This is a genomic window from Pseudomonas alloputida (assembly GCF_021283545.2).
Classification (GTDB): domain Bacteria; phylum Pseudomonadota; class Gammaproteobacteria; order Pseudomonadales; family Pseudomonadaceae; genus Aquipseudomonas; species Aquipseudomonas alloputida.
The window spans coordinates 5,158,998-5,173,735 of the sequence record NZ_CP128540.1; the positions used below are offsets into that span (position 1 = coordinate 5,158,998).

General features: G+C 64.2%; 17 protein-coding genes. 16 read left to right on the forward strand and 1 reads right to left on the reverse strand.

Annotated features, from left to right (window positions below; translation table 11 throughout):
* Positions 1-2: 2 nt before the first annotated feature.
* From LU682_RS23950 to LU682_RS24010, 13 genes are all read left to right on the forward strand, one after another.
* Positions 3-701 (forward strand): DUF3275 family protein, encoded by a 699-nt coding sequence (locus LU682_RS23950; RefSeq protein ID WP_003158623.1) that lies wholly within the window; start codon positions 3-5, stop codon positions 699-701.
* A 94-nt stretch (positions 702-795) separates the two neighbouring features.
* A complete protein-coding gene (locus LU682_RS23955; RefSeq protein ID WP_003158624.1) occupies positions 796-1,197 on the forward strand; it encodes a hypothetical protein in 402 nt (133 codons plus the stop codon).
* Positions 1,198-1,279: 82 nt separating this feature from the next.
* On the forward strand, positions 1,280-1,930 hold the full coding sequence (locus tag LU682_RS23960; protein WP_003158625.1) for a hypothetical protein: 651 nt from the start codon (positions 1,280-1,282) through the stop codon (positions 1,928-1,930).
* A 64-nt stretch (positions 1,931-1,994) separates the two neighbouring features.
* Positions 1,995-3,116, forward strand: a complete 1,122-nt coding sequence (locus LU682_RS23965) for a DUF6094 domain-containing protein (RefSeq protein WP_003158626.1) — start codon at positions 1,995-1,997, stop codon at positions 3,114-3,116.
* A 166-nt stretch (positions 3,117-3,282) separates the two neighbouring features.
* A complete protein-coding gene (locus LU682_RS23970; RefSeq protein ID WP_425311439.1) occupies positions 3,283-3,528 on the forward strand; it encodes a plasmid related protein in 246 nt (81 codons plus the stop codon).
* 137 nt (positions 3,529-3,665) lie between these two features.
* On the forward strand, positions 3,666-5,945 hold the full coding sequence (locus tag LU682_RS23975) for a helicase-related protein (protein WP_003158628.1): 2,280 nt from the start codon (positions 3,666-3,668) through the stop codon (positions 5,943-5,945).
* 233 nt (positions 5,946-6,178) lie between these two features.
* The gene (pilL2, locus tag LU682_RS23980; protein WP_003158629.1) at positions 6,179-6,757 is read left to right on the forward strand and encodes a PFGI-1 class ICE element type IV pilus protein PilL2; all 579 of its coding nucleotides are present in this window, start codon (positions 6,179-6,181) and stop codon (positions 6,755-6,757) included.
* Entirely contained in the window at positions 6,754-7,395 is a 642-nt protein-coding gene (locus LU682_RS23985) for a hypothetical protein (RefSeq protein ID WP_003158630.1), read from the forward strand. Before pilL2 ends, LU682_RS23985 begins: the two co-directional genes overlap by 4 nt.
* A 14-nt stretch (positions 7,396-7,409) precedes the next feature.
* Positions 7,410-8,147: a TIGR03759 family integrating conjugative element protein gene (locus LU682_RS23990; protein ID WP_003158631.1), complete on the forward strand. Its 738-nt coding sequence runs from the start codon at positions 7,410-7,412 to the stop codon at positions 8,145-8,147.
* The gene (locus LU682_RS23995; RefSeq protein WP_003158632.1) at positions 8,129-8,734 is read left to right on the forward strand and encodes a transglycosylase SLT domain-containing protein; all 606 of its coding nucleotides are present in this window, start codon (positions 8,129-8,131) and stop codon (positions 8,732-8,734) included. Before LU682_RS23990 ends, LU682_RS23995 begins: the two co-directional genes overlap by 19 nt.
* A complete protein-coding gene (locus tag LU682_RS24000) occupies positions 8,731-9,279 on the forward strand; it encodes an integrating conjugative element protein (RefSeq protein WP_003158633.1) in 549 nt (182 codons plus the stop codon). The genes LU682_RS23995 and LU682_RS24000 overlap by 4 nt, the downstream gene beginning before the upstream one ends.
* 4 nt (positions 9,280-9,283) lie before the next feature.
* Positions 9,284-11,470: a type IV conjugative transfer system coupling protein TraD gene (gene traD, locus LU682_RS24005; protein WP_003158634.1), complete on the forward strand. Its 2,187-nt coding sequence runs from the start codon at positions 9,284-9,286 to the stop codon at positions 11,468-11,470.
* Positions 11,467-12,216, forward strand: coding sequence for a TIGR03747 family integrating conjugative element membrane protein (locus tag LU682_RS24010; protein ID WP_003158635.1), 750 nt, complete (start codon positions 11,467-11,469; stop codon positions 12,214-12,216). The genes traD and LU682_RS24010 overlap by 4 nt, the downstream gene beginning before the upstream one ends.
* On the opposite strand, the gene LU682_RS24015 is transcribed toward LU682_RS24010, so the two are convergent.
* Positions 12,217-13,587: a hypothetical protein gene (locus tag LU682_RS24015; RefSeq protein WP_003158636.1), complete on the reverse strand. Its 1,371-nt coding sequence runs from the start codon at positions 13,585-13,587 to the stop codon at positions 12,217-12,219. It lies immediately after the preceding gene.
* A gap of 161 nt (positions 13,588-13,748) precedes the next feature.
* On the opposite strand from LU682_RS24015, the gene LU682_RS24020 reads away from it, so the two are divergent.
* From LU682_RS24020 to LU682_RS24030, 3 genes are read left to right on the forward strand one after another with little or no spacing between them, the layout of a single operon-like run.
* Positions 13,749-14,129, forward strand: coding sequence for an integrative conjugative element protein, RAQPRD family (locus LU682_RS24020; RefSeq protein ID WP_003158637.1), 381 nt, complete (start codon positions 13,749-13,751; stop codon positions 14,127-14,129).
* Positions 14,126-14,359, forward strand: a complete 234-nt coding sequence (locus LU682_RS24025; RefSeq protein WP_003050225.1) for a TIGR03758 family integrating conjugative element protein — start codon at positions 14,126-14,128, stop codon at positions 14,357-14,359. The genes LU682_RS24020 and LU682_RS24025 overlap by 4 nt, the downstream gene beginning before the upstream one ends.
* A 16-nt stretch (positions 14,360-14,375) precedes the next feature.
* The gene (locus tag LU682_RS24030) at positions 14,376-14,735 is read left to right on the forward strand and encodes a TIGR03745 family integrating conjugative element membrane protein (protein WP_003158638.1); all 360 of its coding nucleotides are present in this window, start codon (positions 14,376-14,378) and stop codon (positions 14,733-14,735) included.
* Positions 14,736-14,738: the final 3 nt, after the last annotated feature.

Here is a 14,738-nt window from a genome sequence, read left to right on the forward strand (position 1 = left end):
TCATGGCAGCCACATCGGCATCCGATAAATCGGTTTCGCCCATTGTCGTCCCCGGCCAACTCACGCTGCGCACCATTCGCGGCAAGAACGGCCCCTTCACCGTCGGTCGCCTCGCCACGCACCTCGGTACGTTCGAGGTCAAGGACCCGGAGCTGGAGCAATACCCCGAAGGCAAGTACGACGGGGAGTTCATCATCAGGTACATCTTCCCGAAGTCCTACCCGGTCGGTGGTGGCATGCGTTTCGAAATCCGCGCCAGTCTGGACGGAATGACGCTCTACGACATCGACAAACTGAGCCGTGACGAGGCACGCAGCTTCGCCACTCAGGACCTCGATCCACTTGATGAAGAGCTGGGCGAACAGCCTGCGGTAACGCCGGCCAAACCAGCCAAACCAGCCAAAACGTCCAGGCCCGCCAAGCCCGCACCTGTGCAGGCATCCGCAGACCCGCTGGTCGATACCACCCCCTTTGGTGTGGATGCGCCGACGCCCGCTACGGCGACTGCCTCCGGCAGTACCGAAGAGGGCGATGCCGCGCTGTTCGGCCTGCTGTGGCCGCTGGATGAGTCCGTGAAACTGGATTCGACCATCGACCGCCGCACCCTGCGCGCGCAGATCGCTCGCTTGAGCGAACTGGGTTATGCGCTGGACTTCAAGACGCAAGAGTGGAGCCGCCAGGCCGAACTGCAACCCGCGTAGTACGGAACGCTGCATCTGCGGTGTTCCTCACCCACCCGCCGGGGGCCTTCCCCTCGGGGGAAGCCTCCGGCTTCATTTCTCCCGGAGGCCTCTCATGGGCTGGTATTTCTCCCCCCAATCGCGGTCTGAACTGATCGCGGAACTGATCACACCGCAAGAGACCGAGCGCACCAGCGTGAAGGTCATCGCCCACGCACTGCGTGGCAACGTCCTCTGGTCTGTTACGCAAGTGACGGCCAAAGCCGACGGCGTACATCGTGATCTCGCGCCAGGTCAGTCCCTGCGCTATATCCGCTGCGATCTGCTGCAACGCAGCGGCGGCCAGTGGGGCTACAAGCCGCTGGACGAATCCATGCACCCGTACTACTACTCGTGCCCGCTGTCCTATCTGGATCTCGCACCGGAGCAATCCGCCGACTGGCGTGCAGGCGTTCGCGCCTACCACGCGCAGAGGCGCATACCCAAAGCAGCCCCGGCTACGACGCTGACGGCCTGAGCCAGGGCGTTTGCCCTACCACCCCAAGGGGCAGCACTTGCCCCAGCGGCGCTGCTGTTCCCGCTTATCCGAGGACACCACTATGCCCGCAAACCCTTCTTCCACCACGCTGTATCGCATCGACGAATGCCCGGACGTGATGGCCGACGCTTGCGTCGGCGATGACCAGGGCAATCTGATCTTCCTGTCGATCTGGGCGCGGGACACCGCCGTCCAGCAGTTCCTTGCTCGCCTGACCCTCGGGCGTGACGAGCAAGGCCTGGAGCAGTTCCACGTCATCACCGACCAGGGCGGCAGCGTCCCGGTGTTCGTCGGCAACGTCGATCGCCTGGAAAAGCGCATGACCCGCGCCTACCGGCGAACGCTGTTCGGTTCGCTGTCCAACGTGTGGCTGTTCGATCGGCGCTGCGTCAAGCCCGACAAGGCCAACGCCAGCGCACTGGCATTGCTGCCCCGCGATAGCGACCACCGGCTTGACCGCCTGTGGACGTTGGTGCAGGACACCTGCCCACTGCCATTGCTCGACCACTGGCGCGAAACCGTGCTGGAACTGCTGCAAAGCCGCGAGATGCTGACCCGCCTGCCGTTCGCCCTCGGGCCTTTGGTGGGCCATCGGCTCGCCATCGACGTGCCGGCGCTGACCCAGGCGCTCGGCTCGCTGATCCGCAGTGACGTGCTCACCGCCTATCCCTATCCGGCCAAGATTTGGACGCCGGAAACGGTAGCGGCTTGACCCACCTGCGCAGGCACGCCAAGGCGTGCCTGCGCCAATCATCCCCGCCAACCAGGAGACTTCCATGGCTCTCATGTTCCCGCGGCTCGCCCGCAATTTCGTGAAAAACGGGTACTTCCCGACCGACGAACCCACGCTCGAAAGAGCGCTCAACGCATTGATGCCCAGTAACTCTGAATCCAATGGGCCGATGTGCATCCTCGATCCCTGCGCCGGCGAAGGCGTGGCAATCGCTGAAGCGGCTCATGCCCTGGGGCGCGAGCATGCCAAGGCGTTCGCCGTCGAGTTCGACGCAGAGCGGGCGCGCCATGCCCGTGGTCTGGTCGATCACTGTCTGCACGCGGACCTGATGGACACGATGATCTCCAAGCAGTCCTTCGGTCTGCTCTGGCTCAATCCGCCGTATGGCGACCTGTCCAAGGACGTCAACGGCAACATTGGCTATCAAGGTCAGGGCCGAGCCCGCCTCGAAAAGCTGTTCTACCAGCGCACGCTGCCCCTGTTGCAGTACGGCGGCGTGCTGGTCTTCATCGTCCCCGGCTACGTGCTCGATGCCGAGCTGGTCGGCTGGCTGACACGCCACTACACCGACCTGCGGATCTATCGAGCGGTGGAAACGCAGTTTAAGCAGGTGGTGATCTTCGGGCGACGGGTGCGTCAGCGTGAGCAGACACCCGATGCCGTCAAGGCCGTGCGCAGTCTGTTGCTGCAGATTGGGCTTGGCGAAATCGAAGCCGAGGAGCTGCCGAGCGAATGGCCGTTCCTGCCGTACATCGTCCCCGCCAGCCCGGCGGAGCCGGGGCATTTCTTCCGCGTGACGATGGAGCCGGAGCAGTTCGCCGATGAGGTTGGCAGACTGCAAGGCCTCTGGCCGTCGCGGGATACGCAGTTGGGGGCCGCGCAGCAGACGCTACGTCCACCGGCGCGGGCCTTGTCCCACTGGCATCTCGCCCTGGCTCTGGCCGCAGGCGCGATCTCGGGAGTCGTGCAATCCAAGACGGGGCGCGTGCTCGTCGTCAAAGGTGACACCCACAAGGACAAGACGCTCCAGCGGGAATTCACCGAGCGCGAAGACGGCTCGATCGCCGAGACGCGCATCCTCACCGACAAGTTTGTTCCCGTCATCCGCGCGTGGGACATGACGCCTGATTCCCCGACACGGGGCGAGGTGTTGACCATTCGCTGATTGTTTTTCACCGCCGACGGTTCGCCGTCGATTTTTCCACCTACCGGGGTCCAGTCGCCCCGATGGGGTGCCGTGGCCCCTCCATATCCAGGAGCCTTCCATGGCAGCCCAAGCACTTTCCATCAGCCAAACACCGAGCCTGCGCTTCTCGCCAGGCCAGGTGGTCATGACCTGCGGCGTCGATGACCTGGTCCGACAGGGCCGGCTCAACCCGACTCCCTACCTGCGTCGCCACCTCGGCGGCGATTGGGGCGACCTCGACGACAGCGACAGGCGGCAGAACGATGCCGCGCTGAAGTCCGGCGAGGATCGTCTGTTTTCTTCTTACGAGGTCACACCCGGCCTGAAGATTTGGATCATCACCGAATGGGATCGCAGCGTCACCACGCTGTTGCTGCCCAACGAGTACTGACCGCGAGTTGTCACCGCAGGCCAAGGAGTGCCTGTACTGTCCAACCACCGACGGTTCGCCGTCTCTCTTCCCACCACGGGGCATGTCATCGCCCCGCTGGGGTGGTGCATGCCCCATTCTTTTTATGGAGCATCACCATGCCCGTTGATCTCGACACCACCGCCAGCAATGCAGCGCCCGTACCGGGCGAACTGCTCGAAGCGGAATCATCCCCTCTGACCCTGAGCCTTCAGGATTTTGTCGGCGAGTTCGGCGACGAACTGCTTGATTCTCTCAACCGCGCCAACCCGCCGGTCTATACCGGCCAAGCGCAAGCACAGCGGCAACTCGTCGTTGCCAGCCTCAAGCGCAAGCTGTTCCAGGCCCAGGCCGACGTTGTCCATGCTGCCGCCGAGCTGCTGGTCGATCAAGGCGAACGCGCTGCGATCGTCAATGGCGAAATGGGCTGCGGCAAAACGACCGTCGGCATCGCCACGGCCGCGGTGCTCAACGCCGAAGGCTACCGCCGCACGCTGGTACTTTCGCCTCCCCACCTGGTCTACAAGTGGCGGCGCGAGATCCAGGAGACGGTGGCCGGCGCCAAGGTCTGGGTGCTCAATGGCCCGGATACGCTGGTCAAGCTCATCAAGCTGCGCGAGCAGTTGGGTGTGCAGCCCACGGGCCAGGAGTTTTTCGTCCTGGGGCGCGTGCGGATGCGGATGGGGTTCCACTGGAAGCCGGTCTTCACCCAGCGGCGCACCCGCCACGGCGACGTGGCAGCATGCCCGAACTGCGGCACGGTCATTACGGACCTCGACGGCGAACCGGTCAACCCGATCTCGCTCGAAGCCGAGGAGTCCCGCAGGAAGTGCAGCCACTGCGCCGCGCCCCTGTGGACGCTGATCCGCCCGCGTAGTCTGTCCGGCAGTGACCAGTCCTCTGTCGTCCTCAAAGCCTTGAAGCGCATCCCGACCATCGGGGAAGTCACCGCGCAGAAGTTGATGCAGAAGTTTGGTGACGGCTTCCTGGCCTCGATGCTGGGTGACAACATCCACGAGTTCATCAACCTGATGGACGGCAATGGCGAGCTGGTGTTTTCCGACCGTCAGGCCACGCGCATGGAACGTGCGATGGCCAACATGGAGTTTGGCTTTGGCGAGGGCGGCTACCAACCGTCCGAGTTCATCAAACGCTACCTGCCGCAAGGCACGTTCGACCTGCTCATCGCCGACGAGGCGCACGAGTACAAGAACGGTGGCAGTGCCCAGGGCCAGGCCATGGGCGTGCTGGCGGCGAAGGCTCGCAAGACCTTGCTGCTGACCGGCACGCTGATGGGCGGCTACGGCGATGATCTGTTCTACCTGCTGTTCCGGGCACTGCCAGGGCGGATGATCGAAGACGGCTACCGCCCGACCACGAGCGGCAGCATGACCTCGGCTGCGATGGCGTTCATGCGCGATCACGGCGTCCTCAAGGACATCTACTCCGAGAGCGCCGGCACGGCGCACAAGACGGCCAAGGGCACCAAGGTATCGGTGCGCACGGTCAAGGCTCCCGGCTTCGGCCCGAAAGGGGTCTTGCGTTGCATCCTGCCGTTCACCATATTTCTCAAGCTCAAGGACATCGGTGGCAACGTCCTGCCACCGTATGACGAGGAGTTTCGTGAAGTCCAGATGGACGTGGCGCAAGCTGCGGCCTACCGCGATTTGGCGGGTCGGCTGACCGCAGAGCTGAAACAGGCTCTGGCGCGACGCGATACGACCTTGCTGGGGGTGGTGCTCAACGTGCTGCTGGCCTGGCCGGATTGCTGCTTCCGGTCGGAGACCGTGGTGCATCCACGCACGCGCAACACCTTGGCGTTTGTCCCGGCTCAGTTCAATGAGTTCGAGATCAGCCCCAAGGAGCGTGAGCTGATCGAGATCTGCAGGCAGGAGAAGACACAGGGCCGCAAGGTTCTGGCCTACACGGTCTATACCGGCACGCGCGATACCACGTCGCGCCTGAAGGGGCTGCTGGAGCAGGAAGGCTTCAAGGTGGCGGTGCTGCGCGCAAGCGTGGATGCCAGCCGCAGAGAAGACTGGATCGCCGAGCAACTGGACCGTGGCATCGACGTGCTCGTCACCAATCCCGAGCTGGTCAAGACGGGGCTGGACCTGCTGGAGTTCCCGACGATTGTGTTCATGCAAAGTGGCTACAACGTGTACTCGCTCCAACAGGCAGCACGCCGCTCCTGGCGCATCGGGCAGAAGCAACCCGTGCGCGTGATCTACCTCGGCTATGCCGGTTCCTCGCAGATGACCTGCCTGGAACTGATGGCCAAGAAGATCATGGTCTCGCAGTCCACCTCGGGCGATGTGCCCGAATCGGGGCTGGATGTCCTGAACCAGGACGGTGATTCCGTCGAAGTGGCGCTGGCCCGGCAATTGGTCACCGCCTGATTTCCACGCCACAAGCCGGCCTAGCGCCGCCGGCTTTCTGTTCTTCCCACCTTGCAGCCCCGTCCGCGTTCTTCGTGGGCGGGGCTGCGTTTTTCTCTCATTCCAAAGTGTTCCCGTGAAGGCCGAGCGCTTGCCCAAGGCAGCAAACCGGGCACCACCCAGTTCGCATTCCTGGCTGACCGCACGGCATCGCGCCGCCAATGTATCGGCATCGCAACAGAAGAGCCGATGCCATGCCCGCCATCCATGTATCCCGGCGTCTGGTCGGCGCTGGTCTCCTGGCCGCTGCCCTGGCCAGCGGCTGCGCCACCACGACCGCGCCACTGGCACCAGACGCCATAGAGGAAATCGCCTCCGTTCCCCAACCCGAGGCACCCGAGTTCATTCCCGTCGTGCGCTATGGCCGCTACACGCTGGTTGAGCTGGCACCCTCGGCAGCGCAGCGTGACTTGCTGTTGCAGACCATCGATGTGTCCATGCCGGAGGATGCCCGTGCCACGGTGGGCGATGGCCTGCGGCATGTGCTCAAACGCAGTGGTTACCAGCTTTGCGAGATGGCCCACGCCGTGACCGAGTTGTATGCGCTGCCGCTGCCGGCGGCGCACCTGCATCTTGGCCCCATGACCTTGCGCGATGCGCTGCTTACCCTGGCTGGCCCGGCCTGGGAACTGCACGCGAATGACCGGGCACGGCAGATTTGCTTTGAGCAGGCTGGAGGCAGTGCGACCGCCGAGCACGAACACGAACCGCCTGCTGCCGAGGCGGTGCAGACGTTTCCGCTGATGCCTTCGGTTTCGGGAGGCCAGCCATGAATGCCGCGCAGTCTCCCCGTCGCCCGATCACCGCCATGATGTTGCAGAGCCTGATGTGGCTCTGGCTGATCGGCCTCAGCGTTTTCGTCGCTCTCGGCTACCAGGCGGTGAACGAGCAGGTCGACCAGGAGCTGCTTAATTCCCGCCTGCAACGTCTCGAAGCGCAGGCGGTAGGTCTGGCCGAGGCCATTGAGGCCATCCAGCAGCGTCCAACCGTCGCAACGGCGGCAGACCTTAAAGACACCCGCGAACTCCTGGAAGCACGCGCTGCCCAGGTCGAGACAACGCTGAGCGGCTATGCCGCTGCTGACGACCTTCAGGCGCTGCGCACGGAGGTCGAGCAAATCAAGACGCGCCAGACCGTTGCGCGCACCGCAGCACCCGCTCAGCCGCGCACACCGCGCAGGCCTAACGCCAAGCCGGAACCGCTGCCACTGCCGTTCCGCATCGTCGGCGCCGAACTTCGCGCCGGCCAGCGCAGCCTGTCCGTCGCGCCGAGCAGCGGGGACTTCACGCCCGACCAGCTTGAGGTACTGCTGCCCGGCGATTCGCTCGGCCCATGGCGCTTTCAGGCGGTCGAGGGCAACTCCGCCGTGTTTCAGGCCGGCGACCAGACCCGTCGCGTGGCGATCCCTTGAGCTGAGGACATGACATGAAGCCTGCCATTATCCTTTCCGCGCTTCTGCTGGTGTCTGCCCAGTTGTCCGCTTGGGCGCAGCAACCGACCACGGCCCCCGCCGGCAATGCCCAGAGCCAGGAGCGTCCGCTGGTCACTCGCGCCTTGGACGACCGGGTGGCAAGCGACTGGGGCTTGCAACCGCAGGAGTGGGCGCGCTATCGCGAACTGATGGATGGGCCGCTGGGTATCTACTCACCCAACCTGGACCCGCTGTCCGCCCTGGGCATCGAGGCGCGCACCGACGAGGAACGGCTCCGCTACGCAGAGCTGCAGGTACAGATCGAGGCACGCCGTGTCGAGAAGCTGCTCGCCTACCAGCGTGCCTACGACGAGGCCTGGCAGCGCCTGAATCCCGGCATGCAGCGGGTGAACCTGCCTGACGACAAGCCCGACACCGGCACAAGCGCCAATCCCTTGCGCGGTTCAGGCCGCACGGCAGTGTTCATCAAGGACGGCTGCGCGGCCTGCGGGCAGCTCGTGCAGCGCCTGCAATCCTCTGGTACCGAGTTCGACCTGTACATGGTCGGCAGCCGCCAGGACGACACACGTATCCGCGACTGGGCCAAGCGGGCGAACGTCGATCCGGCGCGCGTGCGCAGCGGTGGCATCACGCTCAACCATGATGGCGGGCGGTGGCTGTCGCTGAGCTTGCCCGGAGACCTTCCTGCGGTCGTGCGCGAGGTGAACGGTCAATGGCAGCGCCAGCCATAGTGGCCACCTCCGTTTCGCAGTGCTTGCGCGCACTGGTGATCGCGGCGGGCCTGTGCGCCTGCGCCGCCCATGCCCAGGAGCTTCCGCCACCGGCTTACCAGCTTGCCGCACAGCGCGCAGGCATCCCCTCGACGGTGCTCTACGCCGTAGCCTTGCAAGAGAGCGGCATCCGACGCAATGGACGCATCGTCCCGTGGCCGTGGTCGCTCAACGTCGCTGGCCAGTCGCGTCGTTACGCAACACGCGCCGACGCCTGCGCCGGTTTGCAGCAGGCGATGCGCGCCACGCCGCACACGCGCATCGACGCGGGCCTTGGCCAGATCAACCTCGGCTACCACCAACAGCGCTACGCCAGCGCGTGCGACCTGCTCGACCCGTACCGCAATCTTTCCATCGCCGCTGAAATCCTGAAAGAGCAGCACACCACTGGCGAGGACTGGTTGCTGGCAATCGGTCGCTACCACCGTCCTGCGGGCGGAGAACCTGCCGCCCGTTACAGGCGGAGCGTGTCGCGCCACCTTGCCCGTGTGCAGGGCACGCACCCAACCACCGCGGCCCTCGCTGCGCGCCAGGAGACATCCCCATGACGAACCTCCCTCTGAGCAACTTCACGCTGAAGGGTCTGCTCGTGCTGCTGGCGGCTCTGCCGCTGGCCTCGCGTGCCGGCGAGCCGCTGATCGTGGTCGAAGACCGTGGCGGCGCGTCGGCGCTGCCGTACTACGAGGCTCTGAACCTTCAGCCGCGCGCCGATGCGCCGGCCCGACCGCCCATCCCAATGCTCCCGGTGCCCGCCACGCCCATGGACGAGGCCGCGATGTTGCCGGTGCGCAGTGCCAAGCTCACACCTGGCACCGTCGCGCGGCGGGTGATAGAGGCGCCGGGCCTGCGGCCCTTTGTGGTCATCGGCGACGACGAGGCGTCCCGCGCCTGGCTTCGTCGTCAGGCGGCCTCGCTGCGCCAGCGCGGCGCGGTGGGCCTGGTGGTTAACGTCGAGACCGTGCAGGGCCTGGCACGGCTGCGCGCCCTGGTGCCGGGCGTAGCCCTCGCGCCTGTGGCCGGTGACGACCTGGCCGAGCGCCTGGCTCTGCGACATTACCCGGTGCTGATCACAGCCACCGGCATCGAGCAATGAAGCCATGTCGGGGAAACAGCCGGTCGAGGTTTTGCTGCGCCCAGCGGTGGAGTTCTATACCGTCGCGGCGTGTGCAGGCGCCGCGTTTCTGTCCCTGGTGGCCCCGTGGTCGCTCGCGCTGAGTCCGGCCATGGGCGTCGGCAGTGCGCTGGCGTTCTGCGCCTACGGTGCCATCCGCTACCGCGATGCCCGCGTCATCCTGCGCTACCGGCGCAACATTCGCCGCTTGCCGCGCTACGTGATGACCAGCAAGGACGTACCGGTCAGCCAGCAGCGTCTGTTCGTGGGGCGCGGGTTTCTGTGGGAGCAGAAACACACCCATCGGCTCATGCAGACGTACCGACCGGAATTTCGCCGCTACGTCGAGTTGACGCCGGCCTACCGGCTGGCGCGCAGGCTGGAGGAACGGCTGGAGTTCGCGCCGTTCCCGCTGTCTCGGCTGCCCGCGCTCACGGGCTGGGATGTGTCTTTCAACCCGGTGCGCCCGCTGCCGCCTGTGGGCGGCCTGCCGCGCCTGCACGGCATCGAACCCGATGAGGTGGACGTCAGCCTGCCGCTGGGTGAGCGCGTCGGGCATTCGCTGGTGCTGGGCACCACGCGCGTGGGCAAGACGCGGTTGGCCGAGTTGTTTGTGACCCAGGACATTCGGCGCAAGAACGCCGACGGCGAGCACGAGGTCGTCATCGTCATAGACCCCAAGGGCGATGCCGATCTTTTGAAGCGGGTGTACGTCGAGGCCAAACGCGCGGGTCGTGAGGGTGAGTTCTATGTCTTCCATTTGGGCTGGCCCGACATTTCCGCGCGCTACAACGCTGTGGGCCGCTTTGGGCGCATCAGCGAGGTGGCCACCCGTGTTGCAGGGCAGCTCTCCGGGGAAGGCAACAGCGCGGCATTTCGCGAGTTTGCGTGGCGCTTCGTCAATATCATCGCCCGCGCCCTGGTGGAACTGGGCCAGCGCCCGGACTACATGCTGATCCAGCGCCACGTCATCAACATCGACGCGCTGTTCATCGAGTACGCCCAGCACTACTTCGCCAAGACCGAGCCCAAGGCCTGGGAGGTGATCGTCCAGATCGAGGCCAAGCTCAACGAGAAGAACATCCCGCGCAACATGATTGGGCGCGAGAAGCGCGTGGTGGCGCTGGAGCAGTACCTCTCCCAGGCCCGTAACTATGACCCGGTGCTCGACGGCCTGCGCTCGGCGGTTCGCTACGACAAGACGTATTTCGACAAGATCGTCGCATCGCTGCTGCCGCTGCTGGAGAAACTCACCAGCGGGAAGATTTCCCAGCTTCTGGCGCCGAACTATTCCGACCTGGCCGACCCCCGCCCGATCTTCGATTGGATGCAGGTCATCCGAAAGCGCGCCGTCGTCTATGTGGGCCTGGACGCGCTATCCGATGCCGAGGTCGCCGCAGCGGTCGGCAACTCGATGTTCAGCGATCTCGTTTCGGTGGCAGGCCATATCTACAAGCACGGGATCGATGACGGCCTGCCGGGCGCATCGGCTGGCACGCGCGTGCCGATCAACGTCCACGCGGATGAATTCAATGAACTCATGGGTGACGAGTTCGTGCCGCTGATCAACAAAGGCGGCGGCGCCGGTCTGCAAGTCACCGCGTACACCCAGACCCTTTCGGACATCGAGGCTCGCATCGGCAACCGCGCGAAGGCCGGTCAGGTGATCGGCAACTTCAACAACCTGTTCATGCTGCGCGTGCGCGAGACGGCCACCGCTGAACTGCTGACCCGGCAATTGCCGAAGGTCGAGGTCTATACGACCACCATCGTCTCCGGCGCGACCGACAGCTCCGACATCCGCGGGGCGACGGATTTCACCAGCAACACGCAGGACCGCATCAGCATGTCCAGCGTGCCGATGATCGAGCCGTCGCACGTCGTCGCCTTACCCAAGGGTCAGTGTTTCGCGTTGTTGCAGGGCGGCCAGCTTTGGAAGGTTCGCATGCCGCTGCCGGCACCGGACCCCGATGAGGTCATGCCGCAGGATCTGCAACAACTCGCGGGCTACATGCGCCAGAGCTACAGTGAGGCCACGCAGTGGTGGGAGTTCACCAGTTCCCCGGTCTTGCAGGACACGGCCTTGCCCGATGACCTGCTCGATGAGGTGGCCACCGCCGACGCTCCTGCCTCCGGCACGGGCGATATGGCCAGAGACGAGGCCGCACCATGAGCGATGCCGCCGGCACCACACGAAGGGAGCAAGGCCGCCGCCAGGGTCTGGTCATCGGCACGATCACGCTGCCTTTTCGGCTGCTTGGGGTACTGATCGGCTCGCTGCTGTTCTCCATCGTCATGGAGTGCGTGGGCATGCACTTGTTCTGGAAGGATCAAAGCTGGCGGCACTCCCAGCAGATGCTGCAGTACGAGCTGGGGCACCTGTCTAGCCATTTCACGCGCAGCGTGATCGTGCAGGAGCCGGGGCGCACAGCGCACGAGTTGGTAGATACCGGCTACGAATGGGTGTTCGTGCGTTCGGGGCTGCTGGAGCGCATGAGCCAGACCGCCGAGCGCGCCCGTGCGTCGAGCCAGGGCCAGACGCGCAACTTCCGCTATTTCATCAGCCAAGTCTATGTTTGGACCGAGAGCTACCTGATTGCGGCAGCGTTCACGACGCTGACCTTTCTCGTGCGTCTGTTGGTCCTGGTGCTCACCCTGCCACTGATCTTCACGGCGGCATTCGTAGGTCTGATCGATGGCCTGGTGCGCCGTGACGTGCGGCGCTTCGGCGCGGGCCGGGAATCCGGCTTCATCTACCACCGCGCAAAGGCGAGCCTGATGCCGCTGGCCGTGCTGCCTTGGGTGACGTACCTGGCGCTGCCGGTATCGGTGCATCCGCTGCTGATCCTGCTGCCGAGCACCGCCTTGCTTGGACTGGGTATATCCCTGACTGCGGGGAGCTTCAAAAAGTACCTCTAGCTATATTGTGCTGAACGCCCCGTCATCATCTGGACCACCATAACGCTGTAGTCGCACTGCGCACTCAATCAATACGATCCGTGCGAGGTAGGCTGCATACTGCCGCTCTGCCGCGAATGATTCCAGTCTGTCGTAGTGCGTGCCATGCAGTATCTGCGATCGACCATGGTCATAGATGTCCTTGACCAATTGCTTCAGCGTGCGAGGACGGTTGCCTCGTATTACCTGCGTGTCGTCACTCGTTCCGGTCAGATGCACGACCATTTTACAGATACCGCCGTTCCTGCCGCCGCAGCTCAGTACATCCAGGCAGGTTCCGAGCTTCGCCAACGCTATAGCATCGCTTAACTCACGGTTTCCTTCGCCGAACCAATCCAGCGCAGTAGCCCATCGATTGGCAAGCTTGGGATGCGGGTGACTCGATGGATCAAGCAGCCCATCAAGGATCGCCGCGAATGCCGGAAGAATAGATGTCATGTCATCCAACGCTTGCCTTACTCGTTCAGGAGGTTGCGAAGGAATCCGCTTCCCGAGCGAGCTTCCAGGCAACCACAGAAACCCTTTGGTTTCGACCAGGCGATCGCTACCCGCAGGCGGTAGGCGCTCGTCTTGAAGCGCCTGTTGCAGGAAGCACTCGGGGGCTCCAAAGCCCAGAGAGATAGCGTCAAGCGCTGTCTTGCCAACCAATCTCGCCAGCTTGCGTGAGAATTCACGCTCATAGCCACGGACTGTTACCTTGACCAAGGCTGGACATCCGACTATCGCACTGTAGACGGCGTTGGCCAGCCCTTCGATGGAGGAGCCATCATTGGCCTTCTGCAAGGCATCCTTGAGAATTTCCTTCCAGCGGTGGTTCGCCTCTGGTTGGTTCAGATAGTGATCCTTTCCCTGCTGAGGGAAATCTACAGAATCTATCCAGTCCGACCTATTCAAGAATGTCACCGGGCCGAGGGAGAACGGAGACTTCCTCTCCATGCCCAGGGTCCAGGCAGGGAAATAGTGCGTGTGTTCGTTGGTGATGCTTGCGAGTCGTTCCTCGATAAGCAATTTCAGTTTGGGAAGCAGCCCGCCCTGATCGCATTCATCAAACCCCGAAAGCTCACCCGAGGCGTGCATATCGGCAACGGCTTGGCGGGCAATTTTCTGAAAGGCCTCGGGTTCGATCTTCACTGAGTTCAGAGTCCGATTCTGATGGAGGGTGCTGGAGAACTGCCCAAGCGCCTCTCTTGCCTTCTTGGTGAAGTACCGCTGCATACCGTTCTCAGCGGTGATGAAATCAGGAATGCCGGCCTCTTCGGACCATGGAGTGGCCCCCTTGTGCACGCGATCTAACTCATCCACCAGAGCTTTCAGCTCGGTCTTTAGCCCCATAAATTCCTCCTCGATCTACTTCTGACCGCAGGATAGCCCAGGCTGACACCAACAGCCTCGGCATCCATCAATCCGGTCATCCGCGGGTTCCTATTGTTTGCGGCCTAAAGCAGCCCTGATCTCCACGATCGAGCCATTGCTGATCACACAGGAATGGCGCGATGGTGGCTTCAACCTGGCTGCGTGCCGCGCATCGCGGCGTGCCCACTTTTCTCGTGACGGCCCTCCTGCTGGGCCAGTCCCCGATGGCGTTGGCCGAGCCCCCCGCGCAGCGTCAGGAATTGGTCGCGGCGCTGCGCCAGCTCGACGCGCTGGAGCGCACCGTCGCCGACAGCGCCGCGCATGCTCCCGTCCAGCCGGGCGAGCGCTACCACTTCGATTACCCGCGGCTGCTGGCTGACCTAGCGCGCGTGCGCGCCGGCATCCAGGCGCACCTCTCTCCTTCGCGTGCTCAGCCGCGCGACCCCGCCGAGCTGGCCGGCGACTACCGCACCGAGCGGGCCGTCGAGCCATCGCCGACGACCGCGGAGGCCAAGCCATGAACGGCGCCCAAGTCTCGGCATTTCAAGCCAACAGCGGCATCGCGCCTTCCGCGATGGCGACCGTCCTGGTCGGCGTCGTGTTCGCGGTCCTGCTCGTCTGGGGCGTCTGGGCCATCCGAACGGCTTACGTAGGGTGGTCCGAGAGCCGCCTCAACCAGCGCCAGTTCCTCGGCGTCTGCATCCGCTTCGTCGCGATGTACCTCGTCCTGAGTTTCTTCCTCCTCTCCTGACCTGAAAGGCCTGACCATGCAAAACCGCATCCTCACTTCCCGTTTTGTCCAGCGCACCACCGTGGCTCTGGGCGCCGCCGCGCTGCCGGCGCTGTCGTTCGCGCAAGGCCTGCCGCAGTTGGAGAACCCGACCCGGGGCGCCGGCAGCGGCATCATGGAGACGATCAGGAACTACGGCTACGACATCATCATGCTCGTGGCCCTGCTGGTTGTGGCGTCGATGTTCATTGGCGTGTGCTACCACGCCTACGGCACCTACGCGGAAATCCACACTGGTCGCAAAACCTGGGGCCAATTCGGCCTCACGGTCGCCATCGGCGCGGTGCTGCTCGTGATCGGCATTTGGCTGCTCACCGAAGCCACCGGCATCCTGTAAGGC

Coding starts and splice junctions, on each gene's coding strand:
- LU682_RS23950 (WP_003158623.1), top strand. CDS start 3: ATGGCAGCCACATCGGCATCCGATAAATCGGTTTCGCCCATTGTCGTC.
- LU682_RS23955 (WP_003158624.1), top strand. CDS start 796: ATGGGCTGGTATTTCTCCCCCCAATCGCGGTCTGAACTGATCGCGGAA.
- LU682_RS23960 (WP_003158625.1), top strand. CDS start 1,280: ATGCCCGCAAACCCTTCTTCCACCACGCTGTATCGCATCGACGAATGC.
- LU682_RS23965 (WP_003158626.1), top strand. CDS start 1,995: ATGGCTCTCATGTTCCCGCGGCTCGCCCGCAATTTCGTGAAAAACGGG.
- LU682_RS23970 (WP_425311439.1), top strand. CDS start 3,283: ATGACCTGCGGCGTCGATGACCTGGTCCGACAGGGCCGGCTCAACCCG.
- LU682_RS23975 (WP_003158628.1), top strand. CDS start 3,666: ATGCCCGTTGATCTCGACACCACCGCCAGCAATGCAGCGCCCGTACCG.
- pilL2 (WP_003158629.1), top strand. CDS start 6,179: ATGCCCGCCATCCATGTATCCCGGCGTCTGGTCGGCGCTGGTCTCCTG.
- LU682_RS23985 (WP_003158630.1), top strand. CDS start 6,754: ATGAATGCCGCGCAGTCTCCCCGTCGCCCGATCACCGCCATGATGTTG.
- LU682_RS23990 (WP_003158631.1), top strand. CDS start 7,410: ATGAAGCCTGCCATTATCCTTTCCGCGCTTCTGCTGGTGTCTGCCCAG.
- LU682_RS23995 (WP_003158632.1), top strand. CDS start 8,129: ATGGCAGCGCCAGCCATAGTGGCCACCTCCGTTTCGCAGTGCTTGCGC.
- LU682_RS24000 (WP_003158633.1), top strand. CDS start 8,731: ATGACGAACCTCCCTCTGAGCAACTTCACGCTGAAGGGTCTGCTCGTG.
- traD (WP_003158634.1), top strand. CDS start 9,284: ATGTCGGGGAAACAGCCGGTCGAGGTTTTGCTGCGCCCAGCGGTGGAG.
- LU682_RS24010 (WP_003158635.1), top strand. CDS start 11,467: ATGAGCGATGCCGCCGGCACCACACGAAGGGAGCAAGGCCGCCGCCAG.
- LU682_RS24015 (WP_003158636.1), bottom strand. CDS start 13,587: ATGGGGCTAAAGACCGAGCTGAAAGCTCTGGTGGATGAGTTAGATCGC.
- LU682_RS24020 (WP_003158637.1), top strand. CDS start 13,749: ATGGTGGCTTCAACCTGGCTGCGTGCCGCGCATCGCGGCGTGCCCACT.
- LU682_RS24025 (WP_003050225.1), top strand. CDS start 14,126: ATGAACGGCGCCCAAGTCTCGGCATTTCAAGCCAACAGCGGCATCGCG.
- LU682_RS24030 (WP_003158638.1), top strand. CDS start 14,376: ATGCAAAACCGCATCCTCACTTCCCGTTTTGTCCAGCGCACCACCGTG.